Source organism: Clostridium sp. AM54-37XD (assembly GCF_003478225.1).
In the GTDB taxonomy this organism is placed as follows: domain Bacteria; phylum Bacillota; class Clostridia; order Lachnospirales; family Lachnospiraceae; genus Coprococcus; species Coprococcus ammoniilyticus.
On record NZ_QUEV01000003.1, the window covers coordinates 247,104 to 273,298 of the forward strand.

The 26,195-nt window shown below is 41.5% G+C and carries 34 protein-coding genes; all 34 read right to left on the reverse strand.

Annotation, left to right across the window (positions count from 1 at the left end; all coding sequences use genetic code 11):
• Positions 1-2: 2 nt before the first annotated feature.
• The 34 genes from DXA07_RS04355 to DXA07_RS04505 all read right to left on the reverse strand — a co-directional run bounded on the left by DXA07_RS04355 (position 3) and on the right by DXA07_RS04505 (position 26,185).
• Entirely contained in the window at positions 3-968 is a 966-nt protein-coding gene (locus DXA07_RS04355) for a hypothetical protein (RefSeq protein ID WP_118483516.1), read from the reverse strand.
• Positions 959-1,783: a hypothetical protein gene (locus DXA07_RS04360; protein ID WP_118483518.1), complete on the reverse strand. Its 825-nt coding sequence runs from the start codon at positions 1,781-1,783 to the stop codon at positions 959-961. The genes DXA07_RS04355 and DXA07_RS04360 overlap by 10 nt, the downstream gene beginning before the upstream one ends.
• Positions 1,776-4,463 carry a hypothetical protein gene (locus DXA07_RS04365; protein WP_118483520.1) on the reverse strand — a complete coding sequence of 896 codons (2,688 nt, stop codon included), beginning with the start codon at positions 4,461-4,463 and terminating at the stop codon, positions 1,776-1,778. Before DXA07_RS04365 ends, DXA07_RS04360 begins: the two co-directional genes overlap by 8 nt.
• A 56-nt stretch (positions 4,464-4,519) precedes the next feature.
• On the reverse strand, positions 4,520-4,819 hold the full coding sequence (locus DXA07_RS04370; protein WP_118483522.1) for a hypothetical protein: 300 nt from the start codon (positions 4,817-4,819) through the stop codon (positions 4,520-4,522).
• Positions 4,820-4,833: 14 nt separating this feature from the next.
• Entirely contained in the window at positions 4,834-5,352 is a 519-nt protein-coding gene (locus DXA07_RS04375; RefSeq protein ID WP_118483524.1) for a sigma-70 family RNA polymerase sigma factor, read from the reverse strand.
• 189 nt (positions 5,353-5,541) lie between these two features.
• Complete coding sequence (locus DXA07_RS04380; protein ID WP_147352405.1) at positions 5,542-6,030, reverse strand: hypothetical protein; 489 nt, start codon at positions 6,028-6,030, stop codon at positions 5,542-5,544.
• 7 nt (positions 6,031-6,037) lie between these two features.
• On the reverse strand, positions 6,038-6,412 hold the full coding sequence (locus tag DXA07_RS04385) for a hypothetical protein (protein ID WP_118483528.1): 375 nt from the start codon (positions 6,410-6,412) through the stop codon (positions 6,038-6,040).
• Positions 6,413-6,426: 14 nt separating this feature from the next.
• Positions 6,427-6,843, reverse strand: coding sequence for an HK97 gp10 family phage protein (locus DXA07_RS04390; RefSeq protein WP_118483530.1), 417 nt, complete (start codon positions 6,841-6,843; stop codon positions 6,427-6,429).
• Position 6,844: 1 nt separating this feature from the next.
• Positions 6,845-7,183: a head-tail adaptor protein gene (locus tag DXA07_RS04395; protein ID WP_118483532.1), complete on the reverse strand. Its 339-nt coding sequence runs from the start codon at positions 7,181-7,183 to the stop codon at positions 6,845-6,847.
• A 1-nt stretch (position 7,184) separates the two neighbouring features.
• The gene (locus DXA07_RS04400; protein WP_118483534.1) at positions 7,185-7,721 is read right to left on the reverse strand and encodes a hypothetical protein; all 537 of its coding nucleotides are present in this window, start codon (positions 7,719-7,721) and stop codon (positions 7,185-7,187) included.
• Between the two features lie 12 nt (positions 7,722-7,733).
• Positions 7,734-7,904, reverse strand: a complete 171-nt coding sequence (locus DXA07_RS13010; RefSeq protein ID WP_173783895.1) for a hypothetical protein — start codon at positions 7,902-7,904, stop codon at positions 7,734-7,736.
• 26 nt (positions 7,905-7,930) lie between these two features.
• Positions 7,931-8,944, reverse strand: a complete 1,014-nt coding sequence (locus tag DXA07_RS04405) for a major capsid protein (RefSeq protein ID WP_118483536.1) — start codon at positions 8,942-8,944, stop codon at positions 7,931-7,933.
• A gap of 20 nt (positions 8,945-8,964) precedes the next feature.
• The gene (locus DXA07_RS04410) at positions 8,965-9,612 is read right to left on the reverse strand and encodes a phage scaffolding protein (RefSeq protein ID WP_118483538.1); all 648 of its coding nucleotides are present in this window, start codon (positions 9,610-9,612) and stop codon (positions 8,965-8,967) included.
• A gap of 193 nt (positions 9,613-9,805) precedes the next feature.
• Positions 9,806-10,054 (reverse strand): hypothetical protein, encoded by a 249-nt coding sequence (locus DXA07_RS04415; protein ID WP_118483540.1) that lies wholly within the window; start codon positions 10,052-10,054, stop codon positions 9,806-9,808.
• Complete coding sequence (locus DXA07_RS04420; RefSeq protein ID WP_118483542.1) at positions 10,020-11,924, reverse strand: phage minor head protein; 1,905 nt, start codon at positions 11,922-11,924, stop codon at positions 10,020-10,022. The genes DXA07_RS04415 and DXA07_RS04420 overlap by 35 nt, the downstream gene beginning before the upstream one ends.
• A gap of 1 nt (position 11,925) precedes the next feature.
• On the reverse strand, positions 11,926-12,666 hold the full coding sequence (locus tag DXA07_RS04425) for a hypothetical protein (protein ID WP_118483544.1): 741 nt from the start codon (positions 12,664-12,666) through the stop codon (positions 11,926-11,928).
• Complete coding sequence (locus tag DXA07_RS04430) at positions 12,666-13,442, reverse strand: hypothetical protein (RefSeq protein ID WP_118483546.1); 777 nt, start codon at positions 13,440-13,442, stop codon at positions 12,666-12,668. The genes DXA07_RS04425 and DXA07_RS04430 overlap by 1 nt, the downstream gene beginning before the upstream one ends.
• A 2-nt stretch (positions 13,443-13,444) precedes the next feature.
• Positions 13,445-14,902, reverse strand: a complete 1,458-nt coding sequence (locus tag DXA07_RS04435; protein WP_173783891.1) for a phage portal protein — start codon at positions 14,900-14,902, stop codon at positions 13,445-13,447.
• A gap of 24 nt (positions 14,903-14,926) precedes the next feature.
• A complete protein-coding gene (locus DXA07_RS04440) occupies positions 14,927-16,186 on the reverse strand; it encodes a PBSX family phage terminase large subunit (protein ID WP_118483550.1) in 1,260 nt (419 codons plus the stop codon).
• Positions 16,183-16,677, reverse strand: coding sequence for a terminase small subunit (locus DXA07_RS04445; protein WP_226801075.1), 495 nt, complete (start codon positions 16,675-16,677; stop codon positions 16,183-16,185). Before DXA07_RS04445 ends, DXA07_RS04440 begins: the two co-directional genes overlap by 4 nt.
• A gap of 20 nt (positions 16,678-16,697) precedes the next feature.
• The gene (locus tag DXA07_RS04450; protein WP_118483552.1) at positions 16,698-16,928 is read right to left on the reverse strand and encodes a hypothetical protein; all 231 of its coding nucleotides are present in this window, start codon (positions 16,926-16,928) and stop codon (positions 16,698-16,700) included.
• 211 nt (positions 16,929-17,139) lie between these two features.
• Positions 17,140-17,556 (reverse strand): hypothetical protein, encoded by a 417-nt coding sequence (locus DXA07_RS04455; protein ID WP_118483554.1) that lies wholly within the window; start codon positions 17,554-17,556, stop codon positions 17,140-17,142.
• Between the two features lie 11 nt (positions 17,557-17,567).
• Positions 17,568-17,873 carry a hypothetical protein gene (locus DXA07_RS04460; RefSeq protein ID WP_118483556.1) on the reverse strand — a complete coding sequence of 102 codons (306 nt, stop codon included), beginning with the start codon at positions 17,871-17,873 and terminating at the stop codon, positions 17,568-17,570.
• Positions 17,874-18,119: 246 nt separating this feature from the next.
• Positions 18,120-18,863: a hypothetical protein gene (locus DXA07_RS04465; RefSeq protein WP_118483557.1), complete on the reverse strand. Its 744-nt coding sequence runs from the start codon at positions 18,861-18,863 to the stop codon at positions 18,120-18,122.
• Position 18,864: 1 nt separating this feature from the next.
• Entirely contained in the window at positions 18,865-19,146 is a 282-nt protein-coding gene (locus tag DXA07_RS04470) for a hypothetical protein (protein ID WP_118483559.1), read from the reverse strand.
• On the reverse strand, positions 19,137-19,376 hold the full coding sequence (locus DXA07_RS04475; protein WP_118483561.1) for a hypothetical protein: 240 nt from the start codon (positions 19,374-19,376) through the stop codon (positions 19,137-19,139). The genes DXA07_RS04470 and DXA07_RS04475 overlap by 10 nt, the downstream gene beginning before the upstream one ends.
• A gap of 21 nt (positions 19,377-19,397) precedes the next feature.
• Complete coding sequence (locus DXA07_RS04480; protein WP_207663720.1) at positions 19,398-20,996, reverse strand: DNA cytosine methyltransferase; 1,599 nt, start codon at positions 20,994-20,996, stop codon at positions 19,398-19,400.
• Positions 20,993-23,515 carry a DNA methyltransferase gene (locus DXA07_RS04485; RefSeq protein ID WP_118483563.1) on the reverse strand — a complete coding sequence of 841 codons (2,523 nt, stop codon included), beginning with the start codon at positions 23,513-23,515 and terminating at the stop codon, positions 20,993-20,995. Before DXA07_RS04485 ends, DXA07_RS04480 begins: the two co-directional genes overlap by 4 nt.
• Positions 23,516-23,580: 65 nt before the next feature.
• On the reverse strand, positions 23,581-23,739 hold the full coding sequence (locus tag DXA07_RS13015; RefSeq protein ID WP_182427452.1) for a hypothetical protein: 159 nt from the start codon (positions 23,737-23,739) through the stop codon (positions 23,581-23,583).
• Positions 23,726-23,887 carry a hypothetical protein gene (locus tag DXA07_RS13020; protein ID WP_182427453.1) on the reverse strand — a complete coding sequence of 54 codons (162 nt, stop codon included), beginning with the start codon at positions 23,885-23,887 and terminating at the stop codon, positions 23,726-23,728. The genes DXA07_RS13015 and DXA07_RS13020 overlap by 14 nt, the downstream gene beginning before the upstream one ends.
• Complete coding sequence (locus DXA07_RS04490; RefSeq protein WP_118483564.1) at positions 23,877-24,413, reverse strand: replicative helicase loader/inhibitor; 537 nt, start codon at positions 24,411-24,413, stop codon at positions 23,877-23,879. Before DXA07_RS04490 ends, DXA07_RS13020 begins: the two co-directional genes overlap by 11 nt.
• A gap of 146 nt (positions 24,414-24,559) precedes the next feature.
• On the reverse strand, positions 24,560-25,411 hold the full coding sequence (locus DXA07_RS04495) for a DUF6291 domain-containing protein (RefSeq protein WP_118483566.1): 852 nt from the start codon (positions 25,409-25,411) through the stop codon (positions 24,560-24,562).
• 16 nt (positions 25,412-25,427) lie between these two features.
• On the reverse strand, positions 25,428-25,769 hold the full coding sequence (locus DXA07_RS04500; protein ID WP_118483568.1) for a hypothetical protein: 342 nt from the start codon (positions 25,767-25,769) through the stop codon (positions 25,428-25,430).
• A 5-nt stretch (positions 25,770-25,774) separates the two neighbouring features.
• On the reverse strand, positions 25,775-26,185 hold the full coding sequence (locus DXA07_RS04505) for a DUF1064 domain-containing protein (RefSeq protein ID WP_118483570.1): 411 nt from the start codon (positions 26,183-26,185) through the stop codon (positions 25,775-25,777).
• Between the last annotated feature and the right edge of the window lie 10 nt (positions 26,186-26,195).

The window sequence follows — 26,195 nt, forward strand, 5'->3', positions numbered from 1 at the left end:
ACTTATCCTTTCCGTGTAGCATCACCTACACTATATGATATATCAACTGTATCATCATCTAACTTGACTATTATATTTGTGATACTGCTTATTACATAGGAATCTGTCACGCTTTCATGCCCGCCAATTATATCACCTATATGTTGCTCAGTATCACTGCTTGTAACTGCAAATGCATCAGCTCCTATTAATTCCTGCAATCTCTCTGTTCCACCAGAGACAAGGTCCTCATCAGATTCTGCAGATGTGTTCTCATAAGTACTCACATATTCCTCAATTCCATATAGACGTTGAGATGTGCTTATATTCCCATTTGCATCAGCATATAAATGCACTACAGTTCTATCCTGAAGTTCTCCTTTACCAAGACATATAAGATGATTTACACCTCTATATGTCTTCTCAATAGTGAAATTAATATCGTTCTGGTTGTATTCTATCCGGTCGGAATAATCAACTAACGGCACATATGATACATGAACTATTCCATTTTTAACGATTAAGTACAAATTCATACCTATAGCTTTACCAAGCTTAACTAACCCGGTATATAGATCTATGTATCGGTCAAACCGAAATGTTTTTACTGTGTATCCAATACGTTCGGCAGCAAATACCGCTGACAGTCCACATAAATTTATAAGATCCTGAATAATGTTTCCAGCATCTCCTGATACAATCCGATAGGCTGCCCCAGACGGAGGCTCTATGATCTTACTCATAAGTACTCCCCTGAAACTTCTGCCTGAATATCTGATCTCATTATTCTCCGTTATCACTTTTACGGAATCTACAACACCACCATACTCCGTATCATTGACATACCACCAATAGCCTCCACGCATGACATTATTCTTAATACCAACTGTGATCTCAAAATTCTTCTCATTTGCAATATCAAGATCAATATTATAATGATGCAGGCAACCTTCATCATTAAGATTTCGGTCTGTATAGATCACATCCAAATCGGTTCACTCCTTTCAGCTTTCAAAAGCAAATCAAAATTAAAATCCGCATTCCAATATATAGCCTGTTCTCCGGATTTAATTTTGTGAAATATATCATTCTTTCTGTCTCTGAATCGGAATATATTTACAGTTGCTCCATTCGTTTTATACAGCCTTATAGTCTGCCGTATTGAATCAATCTCTACTCTTTCACCAGCCTGAATAGTATAGTTTAACGCATATATATGACCACCTATTGATATAGCCGGATTCTGCGCATATCCATAGATGGTCATAATAAATTCTGCCTCATTAAAATTACTATTTGCAAACTGTGTAGCATTCCCTGGTGAAGCGGAATAATCATATTCATAACCATATGAATACCCACGTCCACTATCGTCTGATTCTATCGTTTCATATCGATACTGGAACAATTCATCTTTCACCCATGTATCTGTAATTGTTACAACCTTTAAAGATAACTTTGTATATGGCCCTGCCAAATACTCTGACTTATCACTTGCGTAAATAAAACATTCAAGGTAATAATTGCCAATATACAGTTTTCCAGGCACTTCATTGATGATATCCTGTTCAAACAGTTCAAACATATCATTCTTTACATTCCTGCATATCCTCGGAGTCGGGCAACAAATAGTGATCGGAAGCGTCTTTTCTGTAATTTTCTTTCGAAAATTCTCCACACTTTTCCGATCACTATCATAGATCCACTGATAGTCTCGAAGGTCATTTTCATTTGCAAAGATATATTTCTTTCCAAATTCAAGAACATTCCCCTGACTATTTACATATTTTATATTCTCAAGCATATGTTCTCACCATCCTTCCAAATACTCTACCATCAATCTTAAGCTTCGTGCCTTCTGTAAGTGCTCTTACCATGTATTCATACATATTTTCATCAATATGTCTTACCACATCAAGAATCAAATACAGAACCTTTGATAACTCTGATTCATTGTCTACTGTTCTTCCTGTTGCTGCTGCCATCTGATCTGCTACCTTACTGATCCATTCTGTATTCTTCTCAAGCGGCACAACAGCCTCAGCTCCATTACCTTCAAGTATACCGACCTGACCTTTCTTAAGTACACCACCTTCTGCAAGCTGTGGTGCATTCAATTTATCAAGCTTATTAATTGATACTCCCGGAATCGCATTAATAACGGATATACAAGCATTGATTGCAGATATAAAACCATTAATGATCTTTGTCGCTGTACCTAATATGCCATTGATAGCTGCTGTAACGGCTCCCTTGATGCCATCTGCGATAGCTGTTCCAACCTTGGAAAAGATATCCTTAATCTTCTGCCATGTATCTGAAAAGAACTTAACCATCGGTGAAAATGCATTCTTGATACCAGCCCAAGCCTTGCCAAAAATGTCACTAAACCATGTACCTACTGATGCATATGCACCTTTTATTCCATTCCAGATTCCACTGAAAAATCCAGTAACAGCCGACCAAACACTCTTAATTCCATTCCACGCTGTTGTAAAGATGCCTTTAAAAAACTTTCCTACTGCTGCAAATGCTGATTTTATACCATTCCATATGCCTTTAAAAAAGGCAGGTGCTGCATTCCAGACTTTCTTAATGCCTTTCCAAGCCATTGAAAACGATTCACGACAGTTGTTGATAACTGCCATAATTGCAATAATCGCCGCTTCCAATGTGATCTCAAGCATCTCGCAAAACCATTCAAGTATCGGTTTCAGCACTTCAAGTATCTCTTCTGATATCAGACTTATCACCTCAACAAGCGGAGGCAGGATCATATTGATAAGTTCCATCAATGGAGCCAATATCATTAAGACCAGATTTATAATTGGATTGAGCAGATCAAGTATTGGCTGCAATAATTCCAGTACCGGCTGCAAAATCGAAATCAAAATAGGAAGGATCTGCGACACTATCTGCACAATAGGCGGCAAAAGCATATTAATCAAATTCGTAAGCGGTGGCAAAATCGTTTGAACTATCTGCAATAATGGTGGTAACAGTGTATTAACAAGGGATAATATAGTAGGCAAAATAGCTTGCAAAGTTCCGAATATAGACTGTAATGCAGATGTAAGTGTCTGCCCCAGCTCTCCACCTATACCCGGCAACAAGGTTTCAAGTATGCCAGGAAGGTTATTCACCAATTCGGACAGCAACGATGTTGCGCCCTGTATAAGTGATGGCAGTATCTGTTCTATAAGTGGCGGTATATATGGTGCCAATTTCTGTGCAAGACTTGATATGCCTGTAACTATCCTTGGCAGTGTGTCTGCTATTCGTGGTACAAGGTTATCAACTACAGCCATCACAGAATCAACAAGGTTATTGATCAGCACTCCCATGTCCTGTGATGGGTCGGCCATTCCTGTGAGCAGATTCGTCCATGCGGACTTCATCATGCCGATGGATCCCTGTATTGTAGTGGCTGCCTCTTTTGCGGTTGTGCCTGTTATCCCCATATCAGTCTGTACAACATGAATAGCCTCAATCATCTTATCGAATGACACACTATTGACATTATCTGCTGTCACAGTCATGGTGTCACCAAGTACACCAGAATCGTTGATAAGCCTTGCCATCTCGGATGCAGTACCACCATAACCAAGCTTCAAGTTGTCAAGCATGGTGTAGTTTTGCTTTGCAAAGCCCTGATATGCATTCTGTATAGATGCCATATCAGTACCCATCTTGTTGGCATTATCTGACATATCTGTTATGGCAAGATTTGCAGTTTCAGCCGCCTTTTCCGTGTCACCGCCTAAGCCTTGAAGCAATGACGCTGAAAAGCTTGTTACAGTGTCCATGTACTCGTTCGCTGACAGTCCCGCCGTCTTATATGCATTATTTGCATACTCAACAACCTTATCAGAGCTGTCCTTGAACAGTGTCTCAACACCACCAACAAGCTGCTCGTAGTCCGCATACTGCTCTACAGCACTCTTTGTCATTGCAGTTAAACCAGTCGCCACAACGGTAGCGGCGACTACTCCAATCTTAGCCGCCGCTACTGATACTTTAGCTAGTGCTTTTACTGATGTAAGAGCACCTTTGCCTATGGCTGAAAACATTGACTTCATTTTAGCCTTGATATCCACTGTCTTCTTTCCAGTCTTATCAAGGTGCTTGTCTACCTTCTTGTGCGTCTCACCAGCTACATATCCAATGTCTGCATAGGCTTTCTTCATAGCTTCAGATGCACTCATCCCCTGTTTTCTATACTCTGCTGCAGCTTTTCCCACATCACTTTTTAACTGGTTGACTGTCTTTCCTGATTCGGCTGCTATTTGTGACAAGCTTTTACCTGTATTAGCATTGCTTTCCGATATCTCCGAGTTGCTTTTTATAGCGCTTCTGCCTATAGACTGGAATATCCTACTCAGCTTACTTTGCGTCTTCTCAGCAGTTTCACTTGTCTCATTTAAACTTTTCTTAGCCTCATCATTTTTTATGGCAATCTTTCCCAGTATCTTAAATACTTCCAAAAGGGTCTACCCCCTTTCCTCGATAATAAAAAATAGAGACACACGTCTGTGTGCCCCTATGGTTTGAAATTCTCTATGATTGACATAGAATCCTTTATGGTTGTTTCAAGTTCGTCTCTGCTTTCAAATGCCCCTGATCTGGCCGGCTGTGAACTGCCACCTGATGTGCCATACAGCCTTGCCTTGAAGTCATTAAATGATATATTCTCCCAGCACTTATGGATATACATATCCCAGAGCTTGTCGTCATCATCCAGACGCACGAATGTGCATACAAACTCATCAAAGCTCTGATTGTCTATCATCGTATCAAGCAGAGTGTACGGATCCGCATATCTCTTAAATATGAGATCCATGAACTTGAGATAGCCTACTGTCTCTTCTCGAACAATCTTGAAACAACCTTGATAAAATCCGCAAAACCTGGAAGAGTGACCGCATCATATAACATCTGTGTGAACACAGAAAGGTCAAGATCTGCTACCTCATCCACTGTCATACCTGACAGGTGTGATAAGCAGACAAATACCTCACGCTGACAGTCTGACAGCTTAGCCAGTATCACATCTGCAAGCTCGAACGCAAGACCAATACCCACATTTTCAAGGAAATTTGATGTGTCCTCATCATCCTCACCATCACCAGCAAGCTTCTCACGTTCTTTTGCGATGAGCTCTTTGAACCCATTGCCGCTGAATGAGTCTTTGAAGTCCTTTACTCCCAGCTTACTGAACAGTTTCAGGAATGATGCTATATCTGTGGCCTTTGGATTTCTCAGCGTGTAAGGCTTGATCTCCTGCACATCTTCAACTGTCTCTGCCTCTTCAACTACTTCTGCATTCTCTACTGCTTCTATATCTTTGTTCTCTTTTATCTCGGTTGTTCCCATGATTATATCTCCTTTTCTATATCAATTAGTCTGTCACTTCTGTACTGGAATCTATAGACTGCTGAACCTGTTCCGTTGTCGTGCCGGTAGGCAGATAGATGTGGTATGGCAGTGTGTCAGCTGCTGGTGACAGATCCGCATAGCACTCCATTGTCAGCGCAAATGTGCCATTCTCCTTGTTCTTGCCCTCTATCTCAAGGCTGATGTACAGAGCGCATTGTCAAAGATCACGATAACAGGACGACCATCTAAGAATCTTCCAATATATCCGAAGTTCTCAATGTAATCATCCTTTTCAATTCTTGCCTTGGATTCGATCACATCGTATCCTTCCGCTGTTGATGTGCCATTCTGCCCGATAATAGCCATCTTGATCGTCTCAGGCGACAGCTCCACCATGTTAGTATCCATCTGTGCTGTCTCGCCTGTCTTAACTGCCAACTCCTTAACCTTAACTGATGCACCATCGACCTCTATATCCTTGAGCTCAGGCTTGATTGACAACTTCGTACCGCCGGATGTCGCACCAATCAGAGATTCAGCAAAGTTCCAAGTCTTTTTTGATGTGTCATACTTCAAACCTTTGTGAATTGTTCCAGCACCAAACACTATGTTCTTCGGTGTCTTGCTTGTGATACCTGATGACTTGAACTCTTCAAAAGTTAATGTTTCTGCCATGTTATAATCACCTTCCATTCTTAAATTCCTTAATTGTTAAATTAATCTGTATACGTTTGAGGTCTGCATCCCCTGTTGGCACCTGTGACGCATTCCCATAAAAAACGGCAACCCCCGCACCACTTGCAAGAATTGCCGTTCGTTCAATATTCTGTTCTATCTTCTGCTTGTACTTCTCCAGGCTAAGCCATGAACCTCTTGTGAAGCCGTCTATGATGAATGTTATTTCCTGACACCCATCTTCCTCAGGTGTATCACCTTCAGAATATTCACCGACAAAGTATGCCTCTGGTGGGTCGTCCTGCCACTCCATGAATGCATATGGAATCTCAAGCTCATCTGTGAGTACACTGTTGATATATTCTAATGTACCTATTCGCAAGCTAACCACTCCTTTCAGTCAGAAAGACTTTCTTTCATTATCTGCTCAGCCCTCTTTATGATCTTATCCTTGTTTGCATTAAAAGCATGCTCCATTGACCGATTCGGTCTTTTTCCATATGTATGATGATATTCGCCTGATGCATCCTGATATGTCCATCCACCTTTACGGCCATCACCTTTTAATGCATATTCACCAGTACCAAATTCATTCCAGATAGCATTTTCAAGCGGAGATCCTACAGTAGCAGTGCCTGTCGATTCATCTACCTCATAAGTCCATGAGCCTTTTAAATCACCTGTATCTACAGGAGAAGCTGATGCAATAGCACTTGCCAACTCACCTGCCGCCTCATACAGAAATGCCGTAATAGCGTCATTCATTGCAGCTTCAATCTCAATTCGGTTATCCTCAAATGTTATATCTGCCATTCTACTGCCCTCCTGTATACTTCAGATATATTTCAAGCTGCTCATGCATGCCCATGGGGTCATCTATCAGCATAATGTCATATACCTGACCATTAACCACTATACGGCTGTTCTCAGCCTTGATCATGTCACTGAGACGTTTATAATCAGCTATGAACATATGCGTGGATTCCTGCACCTTGGCATTGTATGTTGTGTACTTGCTGTCACCGCCTGAGAGGTCAAGCCATCCGGTCAAGGTATCTTCAGATGTCCATGTGACTTCCTGTTCGCCTATCTCATTTCTGGTTATGCTTTTAACCTGTATATCTGCAACTGCATTTCCGCCTATTCCTCGCATCTCAAAACCTCGCTTTCATGTACGGTTTTAAAAAGCCAAGAAGCGACTTTGGATATCCCATGAGGGAATTGTCGCCATCCATGTTGAAATAGGTCACAGAATGCCTACTTATGGTCTCGGACTGTACACCAACCTTATCCCGGTTGTTCAGGTCCCATGAAAGCATGTTGGCTACTCCAAGCTTGATATCCATCGGATATACTATCTTTGTCACCATGGCGACCGGTTCGCTTACAAGCTCCTCATTCGCCTCTATATGTCCATTGTCCATATCCACAGCTTTGATGGTGTACAAGCCATCATTGTAGTGTGATTCTGATACCTGTACAGTGTCACCAGCCTTGAACAAATCAGACGCATACTGGAAACCTGTAGCAACGTCCACCGGTGCAATAAACCGCCTGTTTCTATCCTGAAAGTTATTATTTGTATATTTTCTGATCAGGAGTTCCAGTGCCTGAAGCTTTGCTTCAAGCACCTTATCCTTTACTGCACCAGTATCAACATACTCTTTCAGTTCATCAACAGTCATGATCATATGACCACCACCTTACTGTGCTGTAACTGTATAACCATCATGCTCCATGAACCAGTCTGCCATACGCTTAGATGTGATCTCTGCTTTGCCGTTTGCAAACTGCACACCACCGGCACCGATTCCGCAATATGATGGATTTCCATTTACTGATACAATCCATTTTGATTCCTTTACTGCTGCCATATCCTATCTCACCTATCCTTTCTAACTTACGCAATCTTGATATTACGAAGCGCACCTGCATGCTGTGTATTCTTCAGAACTGTAGCTGCGATCATCTCTACTTCAGCATCCTTCACTGTTCCAGGCTTACTGAAATCAGGCAGATACTGATCAATAACTGAACCACCATTCAGGCTGATTCCGTGGAATCCATCGTTTACATCAAACTTGACTGCATAGATATCTGTAAGACCTGTTGTTTCTGTCTGTTCAGATCCAAGTTTTCTCTTAAGGCCTTTCTTAACAACAGAATTTGCAACAGCCGATCCGCTTGATACTGTGTAATGATTCTGCATATCGATAAGCTTCACTCCATCAATCGTAGTAATACGCTTTCCGAATGCTTCCTCACTCTCTGTCCTGTATCCAAGGATACGTGCTACAGTCTGAATCTTTGTGATCATCTCTGTGTTTGTAAGCACTGCATCAGCATCTGTAGTCTTGATAAGGAGACTCAGAGCCTCATAGAACTCATCAGCGTTTGCTTTGAGTGAAGTGATAGATGAAAGATCAATAGCCTTGTCTGTGCCGTACTCTGTCGTTGTTCCGGCGATCATAGAATCAAGGCCCTGAAACTCCGGATGATCACCAGATGCTGTTGTGGTTGCATCTCCATTAATCAGCGTGTAGTGGAATAAAGACACGATTGCCTTGATATGTTCCTCGATCTGATATGCCATGTTGTCAAAGTTACCAGCAACCTTGTTGAGCACTCTGTCCATCTGAACTGCTCCGCCCATGATCGCAAGATTTGCTTCGCACTCCTGCTTTGTAGCTGCCGATGCAGTATAAGAACCGCCTATCTTTCTAAACTCCGCTGTAGCTGGAAGTACCTTTCTGAGATACTTATACTTCATTGTTGAGCCACCGCCTGATGCTGATACACAGTCATCAAATGTCAGTGACTGTAATACTGTTGACTGTCTAAGAAAGATATCCACAATCTGTGAAAATACCTTGTCACTCATACCTTTCTTAAGTTCTTCTAATGTCATTGCCATAGTTTTCACCATTCCTTTCTTTACTGGTTATTATTTGCATTTTCATACTGCTGTTTTAATGCCTCTGCAAGAGTTTTCGGTTCGCTGTTATTTGCGCTCGGATCACCCTTCTGAAGCTGGTTTTCAAGGATGTTCTTCTGGTTACTTCCAGCACTTTCAAACTGGTTCGGAAGCTGTGTCTTGAGATCTGTAAGCATGCTATCCCATCCTTTGATGTTGCCATCATCGTCCAGTTTAAGCTCCGTATTCTTTTCTTTCAGGTTTGCCTTTAATTTGTAAGCAACATAATCAACATCACTTACATGAGCAGATAATAACGCAACCTTAATAGCTGAATTAACTCTCGTTTCCTCAAGTTCCTGCTGCAGTCTTGTATTTTCAACTTCATAAGTAGAAATCTTCTGCTGCATCCCTTCATCGCCTTTAGATGCTTTTTTCAGTTCCTCAATGAGCTTATTTGCATTGCCAATCTCCGTGTCTTTGCCGGTGATCAGTCCATTGAGTTTTTCAAGCTCGGAATCATACTTCTCTTTGCTGACGTACTTGCCCTCGGACAGATCTGTATATCTTACATGCTTGAGTTTATCCGTCTCTGCGCTGTTCTTCTCGTCAATCTTTGCCTGTACCTGTTTGTACAATTCTTCTCCTAACAGTTCCTTTAATTCCATTGTTCCATCCTTTCTTGGCTTTAATCGTAGCCACACATGGCAGTTATCACTCTTGCCGGAGTTATTTTATCGTCACAGTTTTACCGCCTTAAGCCGATTTTTTGGGCATAAAAAAAGACCATGTTTTTATCATGGTCTGAATTACTAATTATTTAATTGCATGAAAAAAGCACTCTGCTAATGCGGAGTGCTTTTAATACCACATATATTCTACTGTTTCAGGATAACTATCATTCTCAATACATTTTTCAATAGCCTTTATAGCTTTATTAAAATATGTCTTCAAATTAGCTTTGCTATCTTTTTGACAGTATTTATGCTCGATAACTTCATGTTTTTCTATATCATAAATAAATGTTCCAACATCCTGCTTACTATCTTCCGGGAAATACTCAGCTGATATTATATTATTCGTCTTTTTTATTTTTTCCAAGGTTACCATAATATTCATCAACTCCCTTTTGATAATCGTATTTTCTGGTAGCAATAGCATGAGCCTCAGTATGGCTCATATTTTTATTTTCTTTCTTCAACTTCATCTCATACAATTCATGCTCGATTAATACTTTATCATGATCCTTAATATCCTTACCACTCATAAGTCTTTGCCATGATTGTGCAATAGCGCAATCAGGTTCAAAAGAATCATTATTAAATAAATAATCTTTTATGCTCTGTATTTCCGTTTCCGTTTTTCCTATATTATTTGCTATATGTTTGCAATCTGTACTAAATGATTTTATTTCACGATAGTACATTTTAGCAAATGCCGTAGCCTCTTTACTATCAGGGTCCAATATTCTTGCACCTGTTATCATTTTAGCACTTGTATCCACATTTGCAACAGATTTTTTATTGAAATACTTATCAATGACTTCCAATACCTTGTTTGAATATGTCAAATCAGCACCATATTTGGGAGGTAATTCCAATTTAAGTTTAGACATTTTTGCCTGTGTAAATGCCTCGGCAAAAAATTCGTCAACACTTCTACTACTATGTTCATATGAACTGATCCATCTTGATGTATCTGATGTTTTATCAACATCTCTGTGATATTCTCTTTGTATTTTTTTTATTTCTTTCCAAAAATCTGCATCATTAGTAAGGCCGTACTTATCTGCTGCACTATTTGCAAGCGTATGTGCAAATTCATGAACAGCAGTGTTAACATGTGAATCCGATAATCTCATCACTGCACCTGACATATCAACATTACCAGCTGACTGTTTTGCCCCTGTCGTAACTTTCTGAAGCCTTGTCCTGTACTCATTTGACAGGTCTGATATAATTTCCTGCTGTTTTTCACGTAATTGATTCTTATCCTTCCAGTCAAACTGTATTATTTCTCCATTTACATTTGTAGGATTTATTTCATCAATCACTTTCAAATACTTCTCTTTGTATTCCTCAAAGTCAGAAGTCTTATCCAGACCAAAGTATTCCGCTCGATCTTTCAATCGCTGAAGCTCATCATCATCCAGCGCCCACCTTGCTCTCTGCAATAAGCAGCACCGGCAATTACAATCCTCTGCCGGATCTCCAAACATCCCAGGAGCATCTACCTGTATACCACCAGCTTCAAAAGGTTCATCTATTTCACGAATCTGTCCATCAAGCAGTCTATGCAGATCTCTTGTATTGCCATCAAGAGTGGAATCCCACTGCTTCACAATATCCGCACCTTTACTCTTTGCAACCATCTGAGCATCCAGTGCTGACTGTACCTGTATACGATGTCCTTCCGTTCTTGCAATTCGGATAGAGTTGTTATAAGCCTTTTGGAACGGAGTATTTGCCATATGTCTTGAGAGCTTACCAGCTACTTCATTCCATGTTGATCCATTGGCTATGCCTCTTGATACCTCTGCTCTGACCGCTTTCTTAAGATATGTCATATCCTCGCCCATTTTGTCGTAGAGTGACTTACTGAGCTTGCTGTCCGTCTGAATAGCTCTCACAACTGCCGCCTGATCTATCGGCATGATGATCGGAATACCTGTCTGCTGCAGGTCATACATGACACCTGTGTATCCGTCTCTATAGCACTTTGTCAGATAGTCAGACACAGTTGCATATGAGTTAGACTGCAAGTTGCTTAGAGCACCTTCAAGTTGTGCTTTCAAAGCCTCCTGATATTGTTTCTGGTATATGATGCTCTGCAAATTCTCCATGTCAGTTCTTGCAGACAACTCTCTGATCTTCTGCTCACAGTCTTTCAATGCCTGCTTATATGTATGCTTCAGACTGGCAATAGTTTTTCCCTCGTTATGTAGTTGTTCCTCGATTACTTCTTTCTGTCTCTTGTTCATATTACTCTAACATTGAATCATCAAGCTCGATTGCCCACTTCATGTGTGCTCCGCCGTCACTCGCCATATATTTTTTTTTATCCAACCCAAATACATAGTGATCATCCGTATTTTTATTGATGTCACATCTGTACAGACCATCGATAATTGCATTCTTATCCTTTAATGCGATCGCCCCCATTAATACGAGATTATCAGCAAATCCATACACATTACTTAAATTGTAAGTTACTGATGTGCTATCTGACAATGAGAGCATATAAGTTCCGGCTGAAATATATCCATATACACTTATCTTTTCATCTGTTCCAATGACAGATGCATCTGCGATGCAATATGCCAGATTTACATTTTCATAATTTGTAAACTCAAAAATGGTAGCTCCGTTTTTACCTTTTGAGTAACGCAACACCAATTTTTTAACTTGTGTCGATACCGTAAATTGTACACGGCACTGTAAATTAGTGCCTGTGGTTGAACTTGTCGTTACTTGACCATTCAAGTATCGCCTTACTTCAAAATAATTTGACACGATTTGGCACAACCAACCATTATCCGTATTTGTGCCTTTGTACAACAACCATTTGCTACCGCTTGTCATGATCTGTAAATTACAGCCCAATGCTGTAGCAATCTCCTGCATCTTCTCGTCTGTTATATCAGCCTCATATTCTTCTGCACTTGATCCAATTGCTGTTTTTACTTTATACAGATTTATAATCTTGTACCCTAAGATACTCATTAACTCGCCTCCTGTTCTTCAACGGTATACAATCCGTAAATTGCAAATATTCCACCACTTGTTTCTATTGTTGTATCAATATAACCGCTCACACCATAACCGGTTGTCTGGATCTTCCTAACATTCTCAGCCATCGTAGCAAACGAATCACCGCTTGCGGTATCAATTCCTTTTTCAGTGATAGCCTCCGCAAGCAATGTCTTGCCATCACTGACAGATTTTTTTAGATTTTCTTCCGTTTCTTCTATCTTTTTCAACCAATCACCAACGACCTTTGCATCTGCCGCTTCACCGGATATGGACAAAGTAGAATCGACCTTAATCAAATATTTCACAAACTGTGCAATGATGTCTTTCTCCTGTTCACTGTCTATTGCCTTTCCAAGTTCGCAGCCGTCAAGGACTCTACAAACTGAAAGCTCTGTATTATACTCCTGCGTTATATTCGATTCCTCATCAATCTTTGTAAAGCAGATCACGAAGCCAACCATGCCTGGGACTCTGCAAGCTGTAGCACCTACAAGCCACGAAAATGTAATGTAATCTTCAGTTGAGAGCATATCATCAACGGCATAACAATCTGTTTCCTTGTCCTCATTCACATAATTGACCTTTATGCTGAACTCAGACATGTCATTATCCTGATAATATCTCGGCATTTTAAAATGCTTTCTTGTCACATTTTTATCATGATATACTCCGAGTATCTTCTCATTTTCCGGAAGTGTAATCTTTCTCAAATTGCTATCTATTTTGCAATATGTAATATTCTCCATCTTTATTCTTCACCACCAGTCTCTACATTTACCTCTTTCAACAGATCCTGCGCTTTTTTCGTATCGTCTTCTTCCTTTGCCGGTAACTTGTCTTTTATCTCCTCATAGTCAATATCTAACCAATCGCAAATAGCCTTAACTACAGTCTCATCATCAAGCACATTTGCAACGCTCAAGATCGTATTAATCTCTGCCTGTCTGGTTTGTGCTTCTGTCAGCTTGATCTGTGCATTTTCCTGCGCATTACTCATAATCTCATGGGTAAACTCAAACCGGACATCCTCAACCTGATAGGCGGTTCCATCCGCATTGTTAATCTCATCTACGACTATCTCAACCAGCTTACGCAGCATCTTCTTGAGATTTTTCTCTATCTTTTTTGCTTTCAGATCCAGAAGTGAATAGGCCGCTTTAATTGCTATATTCGTAGTTGCTGATGTATCTTTAAGCCCGGCGGTGTTTAGCCCCATACCAAACCGGTATATGTTCTTCTCGTCAAGATCAAGCTTCGCCTGTCTTGCCTGATATGGGACATCAACAGTCTTGACATCCACATCTCCATTCTCACCTACACCTATAAGCTTCTTTGTCTTAAGGTTTGTCTGAAGCTCATCAAGATTGTCTCCCTCAAATCCTTTTATTGCATAGATTGGGGAATCAAAGTCAATGAGATTGTTTGACAGGCTTGATGCCATCAAATCATAGTCATCTATGAGGGGCTTAACAGGCTTAAGGCTTGAGAACTGCTTCTTGTTGTTGTCCAGCCGGATAAATGGAATATACCCAAATCCATCAAAGTAAGTAGCATCTTTCTTATCTCCTTGTGTATATAATACATGCGGTCTTGGATTTAGCTTTGATTCATCAAGCTGTATATCTCCACCATCAACCTGAGTATAGAACCATGTTTCTTTTTCATCCCATACCTGTATGCGTTTTATTATCTTTCTGCCCTTGTCGATACGTTCAATGTAATGATATATCGTATATTTGCATCCATCGTCCGCATCCTTTTCTCTGACTTCTATTACATCCAGCGCATCAGCCGCCGCAAATGCCATCTTATCTTTTGCATTTTTGTACGCATACATATATGCCCAGCCCTTTACCTGACTATCTGTGATACAATCTGATAGTTCAGATATAAAGCTATCATTGTTGTTAAAATAGTTATCCATATAGGTCTGTAGCTTCTGATCATCTGCTACAACAAACCGATCACCAGACAGCACATACTGAGTACACTGATCAACAAGCTCCGTAAAGAACGGATGCGATATCCTCACATTGCTCCGTGTTAGATCTTCTACTAACTTGCCATCTGCATTGTAGTAAAACAATCTATACTTGTTTATATCGTGATCTCCGTCATAGTAGCGTTCGCCTGTTCTGGCAAACTGCTTCTTGTCTGATGTTTTGTCATTATCAATCAATACCTTTATTTCATCAGTGGTTAACACCTTTTCCATCTCCTTCATGTTAATCTATATCAGCCATGAACGAGACTTGCGCCATCCCTCAATGCCGTACCTAAGAGCTGCCATTGCATCGTCCATTACTGGTACAGGCTCATCAAGATATTCGCCTGTCTTTTCATCTTTTTTCCATTTCCACTGTTGCAACTCCTTGATCGTGTTTACACAATGAGGGGCTACATATATCCTTCTGCGTACTGTATGGCTTTTATCTGTCACACCTTTCAACCAGTCTATCTGCGCTTTTACAGATCCGTTTGAACCGCCTTTGTTAACCCCCTTGGCTCTATATCCAGCACCCTTCCAGGTCTTTATTCTGTCCGGTTCTGCACTATCACACCACATAATCTTATTAGTTGGGATAGCATGCTTAATTGCCAGCGGTATGATCTCCGCTGTTTCTTTCTCATGCTCATATATCTCATCTATGATGTATATGTTGTCATCCTTAATACCAAGGAGAAGGATGGCATTGGCATGATTAAATCCAAAGTCTTGACCTATTGCTATATCATCGTAATCATTAAGATTCTGAGATACCTCTGCAACTTCCCAGTTGTGCAGAATGAGACCGCCTATCTCACCCCATTCTCCAAGTCCATATATCTGATATCCCTCAGGATCAACTTCTTTCCTGCGCTCCATACGGCGGTGATATGCCGCATCTATGAAGCGATTCCCCAAATATGTGCTGTGATGTGTCAACACATCAGGATCGTATCTATCAAAAAAGGCCTTCTTTATCCAGTGGTTTTTGTTCACTGGATTGAAGGTCATTCTTATCTGGTAGAACTGCCCTTGTGGCAATTCTCCACGCAATCTGTCATCTATTATCTCTAGGTCTGCCTGCGTAAATTCAGTGGCTTCTTCAAGCCATACATCCGTAAGTTTACCCCGTGGAAATGTGATTGACTTCAACTTTTCACGCTGTCTATCGTCGTTCATGCCACGGAATATAATCTGGTTTCCGTTATGTTTACATGTAAGGCTCAACGGACTTCTATTGATTTTCCAATAATTATCGACCTTATCTCCAAATATCTTATAAAGAGATCCGGTCAGTTCAGCGAATGTACTATCTCTGTTTGTTATATCAGATTTCCGCATTGCAACAAGGTTTCTGCCTTTGTCCTGCATTAGCCTCAATATGTAATTCTGTGCCGTATCAACACTCTTCCCTGATCCTGCAGAGCCTTTCATCACGATATATCGCTTCTTGCTCCGGTCTACTTCCTTGAACCCCGGATTTGCTTTTATATTAATATTCAATCAGCATCACCGCCGGCATCGTCATCATTGCCATAGTCGATGTTAATGTTGAGATCCGCATCTACATCAGCCTCCACCTTCTCGGTATACAGACCATATCTCTTACCTAAAAGCTCTGCAGCTTTCAAGCGTTCTTTCTCCGATGGTTCTTTCTCCATTGCCCTTGCTTCTGAGCACCCATCACCAGTGCCCTCAACAACTATCTCAGTTGATACGCTTTCACCACGCATCACAGAAGTGAGATACTTAAGGACTTCGTCCTGATCGGCAATTAAGGCTTTTTCTTTCTCGGCCAGTCTATTGTCTATGTACTCCCTCATAGCTCTATTAAATTTTGAACTTGGTTTTTCTTGGCTTTTTTCATTCAGCCAATCACTTGCCTTATATGCTGTTTTCTTTGAGTATCCCGCCCTTATAGCCGCCTGTGTGGCATTAAGGTCAATCAGGTATTCATCACAGAATCTCTGCTGTTTAGCTGTCAGTTTAGCCATAATGTCACACCTTCTTTCTATTACTTCTGTTTCTTTCTCACTCTCTTCGGGATCACAATCTTGTACAGCGGTTTACATACACTCTTTACTTTCACACCCAACTTTATAGTCGGCTGAAGTTTGTATATCTTAGTGCACTTAACCATCACCTTTATCATGGCTATCGGTAATGCCAATCTACCAAGTACAGGATGTATGTATTCAAAACTATATTCAGGCCTCACGACCTCAAACCTTTTAATCTCACTCATATCACACCTCAAACAAAATAGCCCAGTGGCAAGAGATTATCATTCACATTAAAGGGGTGGGAGAGGGTTTGTATAACCACTGGGCATAAAGGAAAGGGACACAACCTATGGCAACGGCTATGTCCCTTATGAATCAATACTATATAATTTTACCACTACAGTATATCACAGTTGCTAGGTGCTATTCGGTGCTAAATGGTGCTATTTGGTGTCAACTTTTCAAAATCTTTATCCGAAATGCCTCAAGAGCAACTCCATGAATATGTTTTGTCCTGTCATATGAATACTTTATTTCAGATGCTATATCCTTTAATGACTTGTACTCTATATACTTCTTAAACAGAATCTTCATGTAGATAGGATTGTTCAAACTGTGGATCTGATTGATCACTCTATGCTTGAGTTCCGCAAATCTGGCATTATCCTCCTGCAGCTCTCTCTCAAAATCAACATACTTCGCTACTTTCACGCTCAATGATTCAGATGCGCTTGTCTGTACTTTCTCCTTGGAATAGTCAAATGCTCCCAAGCCTATTGCATTGTCCTTAAGGCTATCTAATTCTATCTTCTTCTGCCTGATCTTCACATCCAGCAGTTCTACCTGTTTCAAATACTCTTTCGCTTTCACTGCCTCACCTCCTACTTATTTTCCCTGATGGAGAACTCTATTCCGGTTTCTTCCCTCAGTGCATCTATGAAATCATCCCAGATCACATCTCCATCACATATACACTCTGTCTTCAAATTGAATCGGTCAAAGAACTGTTTGATTCTTTTCTGCCCAAATCCAAACTCATCTCTCAACACCATACAAGACATAATCAGCACAGTATCGATCGTATTCATCTTGATCTTCGTAACAGATTCTTCCAGCTGCTGTTGATTGATCTCCAGAGGAATAAACATTGCCCTTCTGGCCGCAAGTTCCTTTTTGGCTTCATCCATGCCTTATCCTCGATCAGCTTCATGATCCATATTGCACCAGCCATTCTTGCCTCATGTAACTTTCTATCCGACTTAGCCATGATATATCACCTCACTTCTGATTTGAGCCGTAATGCGCTCCCACTCATGTATAAACGCTAATGTCCATGTAGCTGGGTATCGTTGCACCCCCATCTGTATTGATATATCCACGGCACGGCTCCAATCCGGATCACTTGCTATTTCTGTTGCAACTCTTGGCATATTTTACACCCCCATTTCACAGTTAGCAGGAATCTCACTTAACAGGCATCCAGCTCGGTTATAAATGAACTCATTAATTTCAGGATCTTTATTGAGATAATCGCAAAACTCTTGGCATTCCTCAGCCGAAGTAAAGAATATACCACGACGCTTATCCCCAATATCTTCAAAATTCACATTATGGTCTACCATCATATCTGCATGTGTGGCTTCTCTTTCGAAATAATAATCACTTACTGTTCCTGTCTTTTTCTTGTACCATGCATGTACTTCCCTTTTTCCCACTCTTTGACTCAGTTCATACAATTCATACTGCTTTGGCTTATACACTTCCATGGTTACATTGCATTTACACCTATCATCTACAACCCTTCCGGATGGTAATGTAATTTGTATGTTTCTGCTGATATCACACTTATCGCACTTCTTTTTATACAAGTATTCAGATTCCACGCCGTATACGATAACCTTGTTATTCTCCATCAATTCAGACAGTCTTGCCTGTTTTGCCTTGTACTCAGCATCTCGCATTGCAATTTCATATTCATGCTTTTTCTTCTCAAAATCATTCTTGATGGCTTCAAAATTCTTCTTGATACTCTGTAGCTCCTGATTCTCTTTACGAAGTTTTTCAATCGTATCTTTAGTCTCCTGCTTTACTGAATTTCTAAGTTTTTCTTTGAGATCTTCGATTTCCTCATCAAACTCTCCCGGTTCAAAATAATCTTCTTCATTCCAATAACACATATTACTCAACCTCTCTTTCTGCCATAAGCCAGTTCAATGTACATTCCTGGCAAAACTTATCATCCTTGTGGCATTCTACTTCGTCAAACCCTATCTCATTCGGGCACATTACAATCTGTGCAAGATCAACATCACTGAGCGACCGGATATAATCTCCGTTGGTCATTGGCTCATAGTTATCCGTCGCATTCTTGGTACAGTGTGCGCATGGTTCATCTGCTTTATATCTACTCTGGTATTTGCATGTCTCACAGCTCTTATCCTGTACTGGTACTATTTCCATCGAATCTCTCCTCTCCTGATCATCTCAACAATATCTATTCTGGTGAAGCTCTCCCGGTAGCCGTATTCGCTCTTCATCACTATGTGATGATCGTGAACCTCCACAATGGTCCATTTCTTCCATGTCATGATAAAATTCCGCCCACTGGTGGTTTCTTTTGTATGGATCCGCACGACCTGCCCCGGTCGGCAGATCATGTTGTATGTAATTTCTATCTCAAAATTTGTCATGTTGTTTCTCCTTTATCTATTCTATACAAAACACAGTTGCCCATTGTCATCCTCTCCTATCCGTATATTTGGCATTCTTTTTCTCAAGCAAAGCTCTGGTAAATTTGCTCTTACCATCGCCGCCGGTATAGGTGGGCAGACTGCATTTCCACATCTCTTAACCTGTTCACTTCTTGAATATGTCTTACCTGTGCTGTCATGATCTATGATGTAATCATCCGGAAACCCTTGGCACCCATATAACTCCTTTGGCTCAAGCATTCTGAGACCAATGTCCACTATCTGATACTCAACACCTTGGATTGTTACAAGACCGAACCGGTCTCTTGATGTCACTGTATCAAGCGGCTGTTCTATATCTTGGCCTGTACCCTCTCCGTAGTATTTGATCAGAAATGCCCGAACTTCTCCAAAATGCCCCGCAGACGTTGTCACTGTATGTAACGGCTCTCTTTCATCCTGCCCTATCCCTGTCTTGTAAAACTTGCTGAGGAACGAAGTCACAAGGCCATATCTGTTTGAGCTGTCTACTGTCATGATCGGATTCTCTATACCTTGACCTCTTACCTCATCTGAATTGGTCTCCGAATGATATTGAATAAGTGTAGGACTTATTAGACAGTGCTCATTCTTGCTGACAATAGTTGTAAGAGGTTCTCTCACATCTTTGCTACGATCTGCAGAGAATCCAGTCTGACCTATCTGAACAATATATGGTTCTACAACTCCATATCCATGCTTGCCTGTGATTGTCGGCATCGGATCTCTTATATCCTGCGGCTTTCTTTCGCCGCCATGATTGCATTGAATGATGAATGGCTCTGGATTGTCCAGAACGAACTTCTTCAGCCCTCTTGCAATCCTCTGCATAGTCTTTGGCGCAAGTGGTCTCACCGCCCGGATACCATACTTCTCCTTGATCTCTTCTGATGTATCAAAGATACTTGGACATGGTAGGCTAAAATCAAGCTGTGTATATGCCCCAACATAAGGTTTGAGCAGTCCCATCTTGACCTCTTCGCTGTCTGTCGGTGCATGTGTAGGCTTTGGCCACATGATAGGTACTCCATCACGTCTTGCGATCATGAAGAACCTTTTTCTCTTGGTCGGTGCTCCGTAGTCTGCCGCCACAAGTTCTCTGAACTGTACTTCATATCCCAGATCATTAAGTTGCTTTACAAACTGTCTGAATGTATCACCTTGCTTTGCCCTTATTGGATGATGTCCTCTGTTGAGTGGCCCCCATGTTTTGAATTCTTCCACATTTTCAAGCATAATCACTCTCGGTCTCACAAGTGCCGCCCATCTGCATGCTACCCATGCAAGCCCTCTGATGTTCTTATCCTTTGGCTTGCCACCCTTGGCCTTTGAAAAATGCTTGCAGTCTGGTGAGAACCAGGCAAGAGCTACCGGGTGTCCCTCACAAGCCTTCACAGGATCAACCGCCCACACATTCTCACAATAGTGCTTTGTGTTTGGATGATTGACCTTATGCATCCTGATGGCTTCCGGGTCATGGTTGATAGCTATATCAACGCTGTACCCTGTAGCCATCTCAATTCCTGTTGATGCTCCACCACCTCCAGCGAAGTTATCAACGATAAGCTCTCCGTTTATCACTCGTCGCCCACCTCCAGGAAGTCAAACAACGTCGGTGAATCAACCTCATTCTCCTCAGACTGCAGATAACAAACACCATCTCTGAAGTAATCTGGATTGAGCTCACATCCCTTGCCAAATCTGTGCATCTTGACCGCCATCATCGGTACAGTCATAAGACCGCCGAACGGATCATATACCACATCACCCGGATTGCTGTACCTGTTGATAATCCTCTCAACGATATCAAGCTGTAAAGGACATACATGCATGGTTGCCCTTCTCTGGCTCTGTGTCGTATTAAGAGTTCTCATTCTGTTAATATCATCCCATACCTCAAGCTGGTTCCATGATCCCGGAGCTACTACCATGAATGTAGCTGGTAATCTTCCATCCATATCAAGCTCCTTTGCAAGTGCCACATGATCCTCATAGTTATATACATGCTCTCTGCTGTACTGTCTGTATACTCTCTGTAAGTTGTCCACAGATACGCCCTCAAGTTCTTCTTTACTCACAAGCCTGTCTCCTGAGCTTCTCCAGTATCCGTGAGCATCTATCTGCCACTGTGCCCTTGTGTATTCATCCTTGGACTTAGTAACCGGCTCATCAGCGTATGCCTTGCTGTGATCCGTTGGCAGTTTGCGGAACAGTAAAATATATTCAGGGCATCCAACTCCCATCTTGGTACCATCCTTACACTGTTCCGTCCATCCAAGGCGGTAGGTCTGGTTGTTCTCTCTGACAACATCCGTCACAACTGTGATCATTCCAAAATACTGAAATCCATGGTTCATATAATGTTCTATACAGTCAGCATGAAATGGTTCAATAGTTGGCATTCCTGTTCCGGTAGCATTTCCGAACAGCACTCTGTCTTTAACATGAATAGCTGCAACTCTTCCCGGCTTCAACACCCTTAAAAGCTCCGGTGTCAAGAAATCCATCTGTTCAAAGAACCTCTCTGTATCCTGATTGTGCCCAAAATCGTTATAATTTGCTGAATATTCATAATGATTACCGAATGGTATTGACGTATGGATCAGATCAATGCTGTTGCTTTCCATCGCTCTTGTTTCTTCCACACAGTCACCATATACGGCTTCATAATGATTTCCTCTTACTGTTCTTTCTTCTCTTGTACCTTCCACACCCATCTTCCTTTCTAACCGCTCTGTTTTATTCGCTGAATCAAGCCCATACTTTTTCACGATCTCGATCATCTTCTGCACCATATGATCATGATTCTTCCATTTCTCAATTAAAGCATTTTTAATCTCTCGCTCATTCTCCATATAGATTATGTCTATAACCACAGTTTCTTTTTGCAAGAATCTATAGCATCTGTGAATAGCCTGTATGAAGTCATTGAACTCATAATCAATACCAACAAATATCTCCCTGTGACAGAACCGCTGAAAGTTACATCCTGAACCACTGATTGACTTCTTTGTTGCAAATAGTCTCGTTTTACCTTCTGAGAAATCTATAACTCTCTGTTCTCTAAGGTCATAGTCCATAGATCCGTATATATCCACTGTCTCCGGCAGAGCTTTCTTGATCGCATGTCTCTCTGCTTCCTGATCATGCCACAATATAAAATGATCATCCGGCGAACTGTCTACAATCTCACGCATCTTTTCTACTCTCTCATTGATACTCTCACGCTTCACCTTTGCAGCTTCTTTCAAACCTGCAGATGCCTGTGTAAACAACTCCATTTGCCCATCTTTATCAACTGTATCTCCATAGTGAACCGGTATCTCATGCCATCTAACATCCAGAGGTGGTAAGTCATAACCATTATCAGAATAATCTGGATTGAGATCCGATGGCTTTGTAATGAAAAGTGCCCAACTACTCACCCACAGCCAGAACTCATCTTCCATGTTTGGGTACAGTGTCAGGTTATTTGCCTTTGTTGAATCCCTCTGAAAGAATCTTGTAAGTGCCTGTCCTGTATCCATGACTTCAAGATATCCAGCATAATGAATAAGCTCTTTATATTTATTCGGTGATGGTGTAGCAGTTGCTACCAGCTTATAAGGTACGTTTTTGAACTTTTCAAGGAACGTCTGATATGTTTTAGATCCGAATGATCTAAGGACGGATGCTTCATCAAGTGAGGTTGCCTGGAAGCAATCCGGTCGGATGTCTCCGTCCCTCACCCTCTCATAGTTCGTCAGAACGATCTGACTTGTGCTTGCCTCAACCTCTTCCATGGTTCGGCAATACTCTGGTTTCTCATAGCCCAGGAGTTCCACGGCATCCCTTGTAAACTCCTGCTTAACTCCAAGTGGTAATACGATCAATGCTCTACCACCTGTATGTTCTGCTGCAAGGTGACAAAATTCTATTTCCTGTGCAGTCTTACCAAGTCCGAAAGACTCAAACAAGGCTCTACGTCCACCTTTCAGTGCCCATGCCACTGCATCTCTCTGGTGTGGCTTTAATGCTTTGTTAATACGGTTCTTGTCAACCGAAAAACCACTATCAACTGCAAGTTCTATCTTGCTTTCTAAAAACTCTTTGTAATTCATGTTTAAAAGGAACCCGATATATCGTTACCCCGGCCGGAGGTTCGGCTCCTTCCTTTGATTTATTTTTATCTGCTCCGGAGTTCTTTCAACTCCTCAAGCATATCTGCGATCTCTGTATGATACCGCCGGTTCAATTCAACAGCAGTTTCATCTGCTCCATCTTCAAGATCTGCATATTTTGCTTCCCATCTCTCATGCTTGATAGCTTCCTCAATCTCCATCATCTGCTACCTCTTCAAAACTACCGGATCCACAGCTTGGGCACACTGCTGTATGTTCATATGCCGGCTGTCCCTGATATTCACCGATGCACTCCCGGACCATGTCCGGTTCATCAAACTCATAAAAGCAATCCGTGCACCTATACATCATCCTGTCTCCCTTCCAACATCATCATGCTGTTGCTCTGTATCTTCTGTATCGCACTTCTAAGCCTTGCCGGCATCAGCGCATCCTTTTGCTTCCGCTTTGCAAGCTCCTCATAGACCATGCGGAAATTTGCCCGGTCTATGTCAATATTCTCACTTCTGCAGATGCTGACGAATCCACCGATCTGTTTCACAGTTCTGGCCGTCAGATCATCAAATGTGAACATTGCATCCTGCGGTCTGTATGATCCATATATCCGGATCGCATGTAAGACAGTCTCCCATGCTTCGCTCCATGCCGGAATCTCGCCCTGCCTGACCTCACAGCACATCTGACGTATCTCTGCGATACTTGGGGACCATTTGTTTGTTGACACCCATTTGTTGAGTGCTGTCTCTGCCACTTCATACGGCAGATCCTGAAGCTGTCTGTACCAGAGTTCCATCGCCGGTCTGTTCGGCAGTAAGTTCTCTCTCGGGTAATATGTCTTTAGTCCCATTGCAAACTTCGCAAACTCCTGTTCTGTCATTCCGCTTTACTCCTCTCCACTTTTCACACCTGCCATGCATCTGACGGATCTCGTCTATGTACGAATTATCAAGATCACAGACATGTAATACTCTGCCTGTATCTGAAAGCGTACAGGTCTGGTTGTGTCTGCAGGTGTTACATCGTTTATTTTGTTTCATGCTCATGTATGATCTCCTGTTTTGCTCTCTCTTTCGCCCAGTCTGCCATCATCTTGTATGATTCATCCAACTGATCCGCTACCCGGTTGTTACTTGCTCTTGGTGAATGGGAATACTGCTTATTCTCTCCCTTAAGCTCATATACCCCTGTCCATCCCTGCATGATCGATTGGTTCAGTATCTGTACCTGCTCATACTTGTCATGGGATAATGTCTCAAGCTTGTTCATCATCAAGGTAACTGCCCTGTCACTCATCGGTTTTTTCATACCCTTGCGAAATTTAATGAACTCATGAATAGCCTCATCCAATTCCGGCACATCACTATACACGACCGGATCTGGCTTCTTGTGTGACTTGACCGCCTTTTTTGTATGTGCGTTAGCACATATTTTTTCTGGAGTATGTATATACTCCTCATTATCACAATCATTATCATATTCATTATCACTATCATATTCATTATCGGCTTTTCTGGGTTCTGTTGGGTTATTGTCGGTTTCTTCAATAACCGTTCGGTTTTCTGAAAAACCATTCGGTTTCTTTGGGTTATTGTCGGTTTCTTCAATAACCGGCTCTTTTGCAGGTCTGCCACCCTTTTTCCCATTCTCCTTGTTCCGTTCGCACTTCTCCTCATACTTGATATTATCTTTATCCATCCGTTTCTTAATGAATGAGAAGCACATAGCAAGAGCACTACCCTTTGGCAGATCAGGGACTTCACCGGTCTCCTGATAATCAATCAGAGCTAACATCAACTCACCGATCTGCTCTGGTGGAAGCATTTCTAAATGCTCTCTATATTCGGTATAAAAGACGAAGCTCTTTTTATCACTCATAGCCACTGTACTCCTTTCATTTTCTTGCATACTCCCTGAAAGCCTGCTCATTCTTCTGCCGCATATTTCTCACATATCTGTTACCGGCAAGCCACGGATTTGCCGCCTGTATCTTCTGTCTTGTACGTCTCACTGTCTCGGTTGTTGGTAAGCCGAACTCTGACAGATGCAGGAAGAACTTTGGCACAGAAACATGATCAATATTGTATCCATGCTTTTCTCCAATCTGTTTACATACGAGATAGTACAACCGGTTATCACTACTTCTTGCTGCTATATCTTTTTCAAGGACTTCATAAACAACATCCTGTGTTGATATCAGCTCTTTTTTCTTCTCTTCAATGAGGTCTGTCATCATACCCTCTATACCTCCTTAATTCGTATTCCATAACGGTGGAGCATCAATTTTCGCTTGATCACATAATCTTTCGTTTTCATGCCCTTGGTGTCCTCTACAACTATGCAATCACCCTCTTTGTAGACAAAATCGGCAACATAGTAGCAGCTCTGTTCTATGACCTTACCGGGCTTATATTCGCCCTTATGAGGTCCAGCCTTATACATTTCAGTCGATTGTTCTCTCTGTCTCGGTATAAGCTCGTATCTGACCTGTCTCTTGAGGTCTGTGATCTCTCCTGCCTTTTCTAACAGCTTAAGCTCCATGTACCGGTTTGCTTCTTTCTTACTGTCAAACAGTATCCCATCGACCTCAACCTTTTTATTCCTGTACTTTCTGCTATTCAACGATGCGCTCTTTATCCACTGTGGATTCATCAATCAATGC

Coding starts and splice junctions, on each gene's coding strand:
- DXA07_RS04360 (WP_118483518.1), bottom strand. CDS start 1,783: ATGCTTGAGAATATAAAATATGTAAATAGTCAGGGGAATGTTCTTGAA.
- DXA07_RS04370 (WP_118483522.1), bottom strand. CDS start 4,819: ATGGATCTCATATTTAAGAGATATGCGGATCCGTACACTCTGCTTGAT.
- DXA07_RS04375 (WP_118483524.1), bottom strand. CDS start 5,352: ATGGGAACAACCGAGATAAAAGAGAACAAAGATATAGAAGCAGTAGAG.
- DXA07_RS04380 (WP_147352405.1), bottom strand. CDS start 6,030: ATGGCAGAAACATTAACTTTTGAAGAGTTCAAGTCATCAGGTATCACA.
- DXA07_RS04390 (WP_118483530.1), bottom strand. CDS start 6,843: ATGGCAGATATAACATTTGAGGATAACCGAATTGAGATTGAAGCTGCA.
- DXA07_RS04395 (WP_118483532.1), bottom strand. CDS start 7,183: ATGCGAGGAATAGGCGGAAATGCAGTTGCAGATATACAGGTTAAAAGC.
- DXA07_RS04400 (WP_118483534.1), bottom strand. CDS start 7,721: ATGATCATGACTGTTGATGAACTGAAAGAGTATGTTGATACTGGTGCA.
- DXA07_RS13010 (WP_173783895.1), bottom strand. CDS start 7,904: ATGGCAGCAGTAAAGGAATCAAAATGGATTGTATCAGTAAATGGAAAT.
- DXA07_RS04405 (WP_118483536.1), bottom strand. CDS start 8,944: ATGGCAATGACATTAGAAGAACTTAAGAAAGGTATGAGTGACAAGGTA.
- DXA07_RS04410 (WP_118483538.1), bottom strand. CDS start 9,612: ATGGAATTAAAGGAACTGTTAGGAGAAGAATTGTACAAACAGGTACAG.
- DXA07_RS04415 (WP_118483540.1), bottom strand. CDS start 10,054: ATGGTAACCTTGGAAAAAATAAAAAAGACGAATAATATAATATCAGCT.
- DXA07_RS04420 (WP_118483542.1), bottom strand. CDS start 11,924: ATGAACAAGAGACAGAAAGAAGTAATCGAGGAACAACTACATAACGAG.
- DXA07_RS04425 (WP_118483544.1), bottom strand. CDS start 12,666: ATGAGTATCTTAGGGTACAAGATTATAAATCTGTATAAAGTAAAAACA.
- DXA07_RS04430 (WP_118483546.1), bottom strand. CDS start 13,442: ATGGAGAATATTACATATTGCAAAATAGATAGCAATTTGAGAAAGATT.
- DXA07_RS04445 (WP_226801075.1), bottom strand. CDS start 16,677: ATGGCTAAACTGACAGCTAAACAGCAGAGATTCTGTGATGAATACCTG.
- DXA07_RS04450 (WP_118483552.1), bottom strand. CDS start 16,928: ATGAGTGAGATTAAAAGGTTTGAGGTCGTGAGGCCTGAATATAGTTTT.
- DXA07_RS04460 (WP_118483556.1), bottom strand. CDS start 17,873: ATGGATGAAGCCAAAAAGGAACTTGCGGCCAGAAGGGCAATGTTTATT.
- DXA07_RS04465 (WP_118483557.1), bottom strand. CDS start 18,863: ATGTGTTATTGGAATGAAGAAGATTATTTTGAACCGGGAGAGTTTGAT.
- DXA07_RS04470 (WP_118483559.1), bottom strand. CDS start 19,146: ATGGAAATAGTACCAGTACAGGATAAGAGCTGTGAGACATGCAAATAC.
- DXA07_RS04475 (WP_118483561.1), bottom strand. CDS start 19,376: ATGACAAATTTTGAGATAGAAATTACATACAACATGATCTGCCGACCG.
- DXA07_RS04485 (WP_118483563.1), bottom strand. CDS start 23,515: ATGAATTACAAAGAGTTTTTAGAAAGCAAGATAGAACTTGCAGTTGAT.
- DXA07_RS13015 (WP_182427452.1), bottom strand. CDS start 23,739: ATGATGGAGATTGAGGAAGCTATCAAGCATGAGAGATGGGAAGCAAAA.
- DXA07_RS13020 (WP_182427453.1), bottom strand. CDS start 23,887: ATGATGTATAGGTGCACGGATTGCTTTTATGAGTTTGATGAACCGGAC.
- DXA07_RS04490 (WP_118483564.1), bottom strand. CDS start 24,413: ATGACAGAACAGGAGTTTGCGAAGTTTGCAATGGGACTAAAGACATAT.
- DXA07_RS04495 (WP_118483566.1), bottom strand. CDS start 25,411: ATGAGTGATAAAAAGAGCTTCGTCTTTTATACCGAATATAGAGAGCAT.
- DXA07_RS04500 (WP_118483568.1), bottom strand. CDS start 25,769: ATGATGACAGACCTCATTGAAGAGAAGAAAAAAGAGCTGATATCAACA.
- DXA07_RS04505 (WP_118483570.1), bottom strand. CDS start 26,185: ATGAATCCACAGTGGATAAAGAGCGCATCGTTGAATAGCAGAAAGTAC.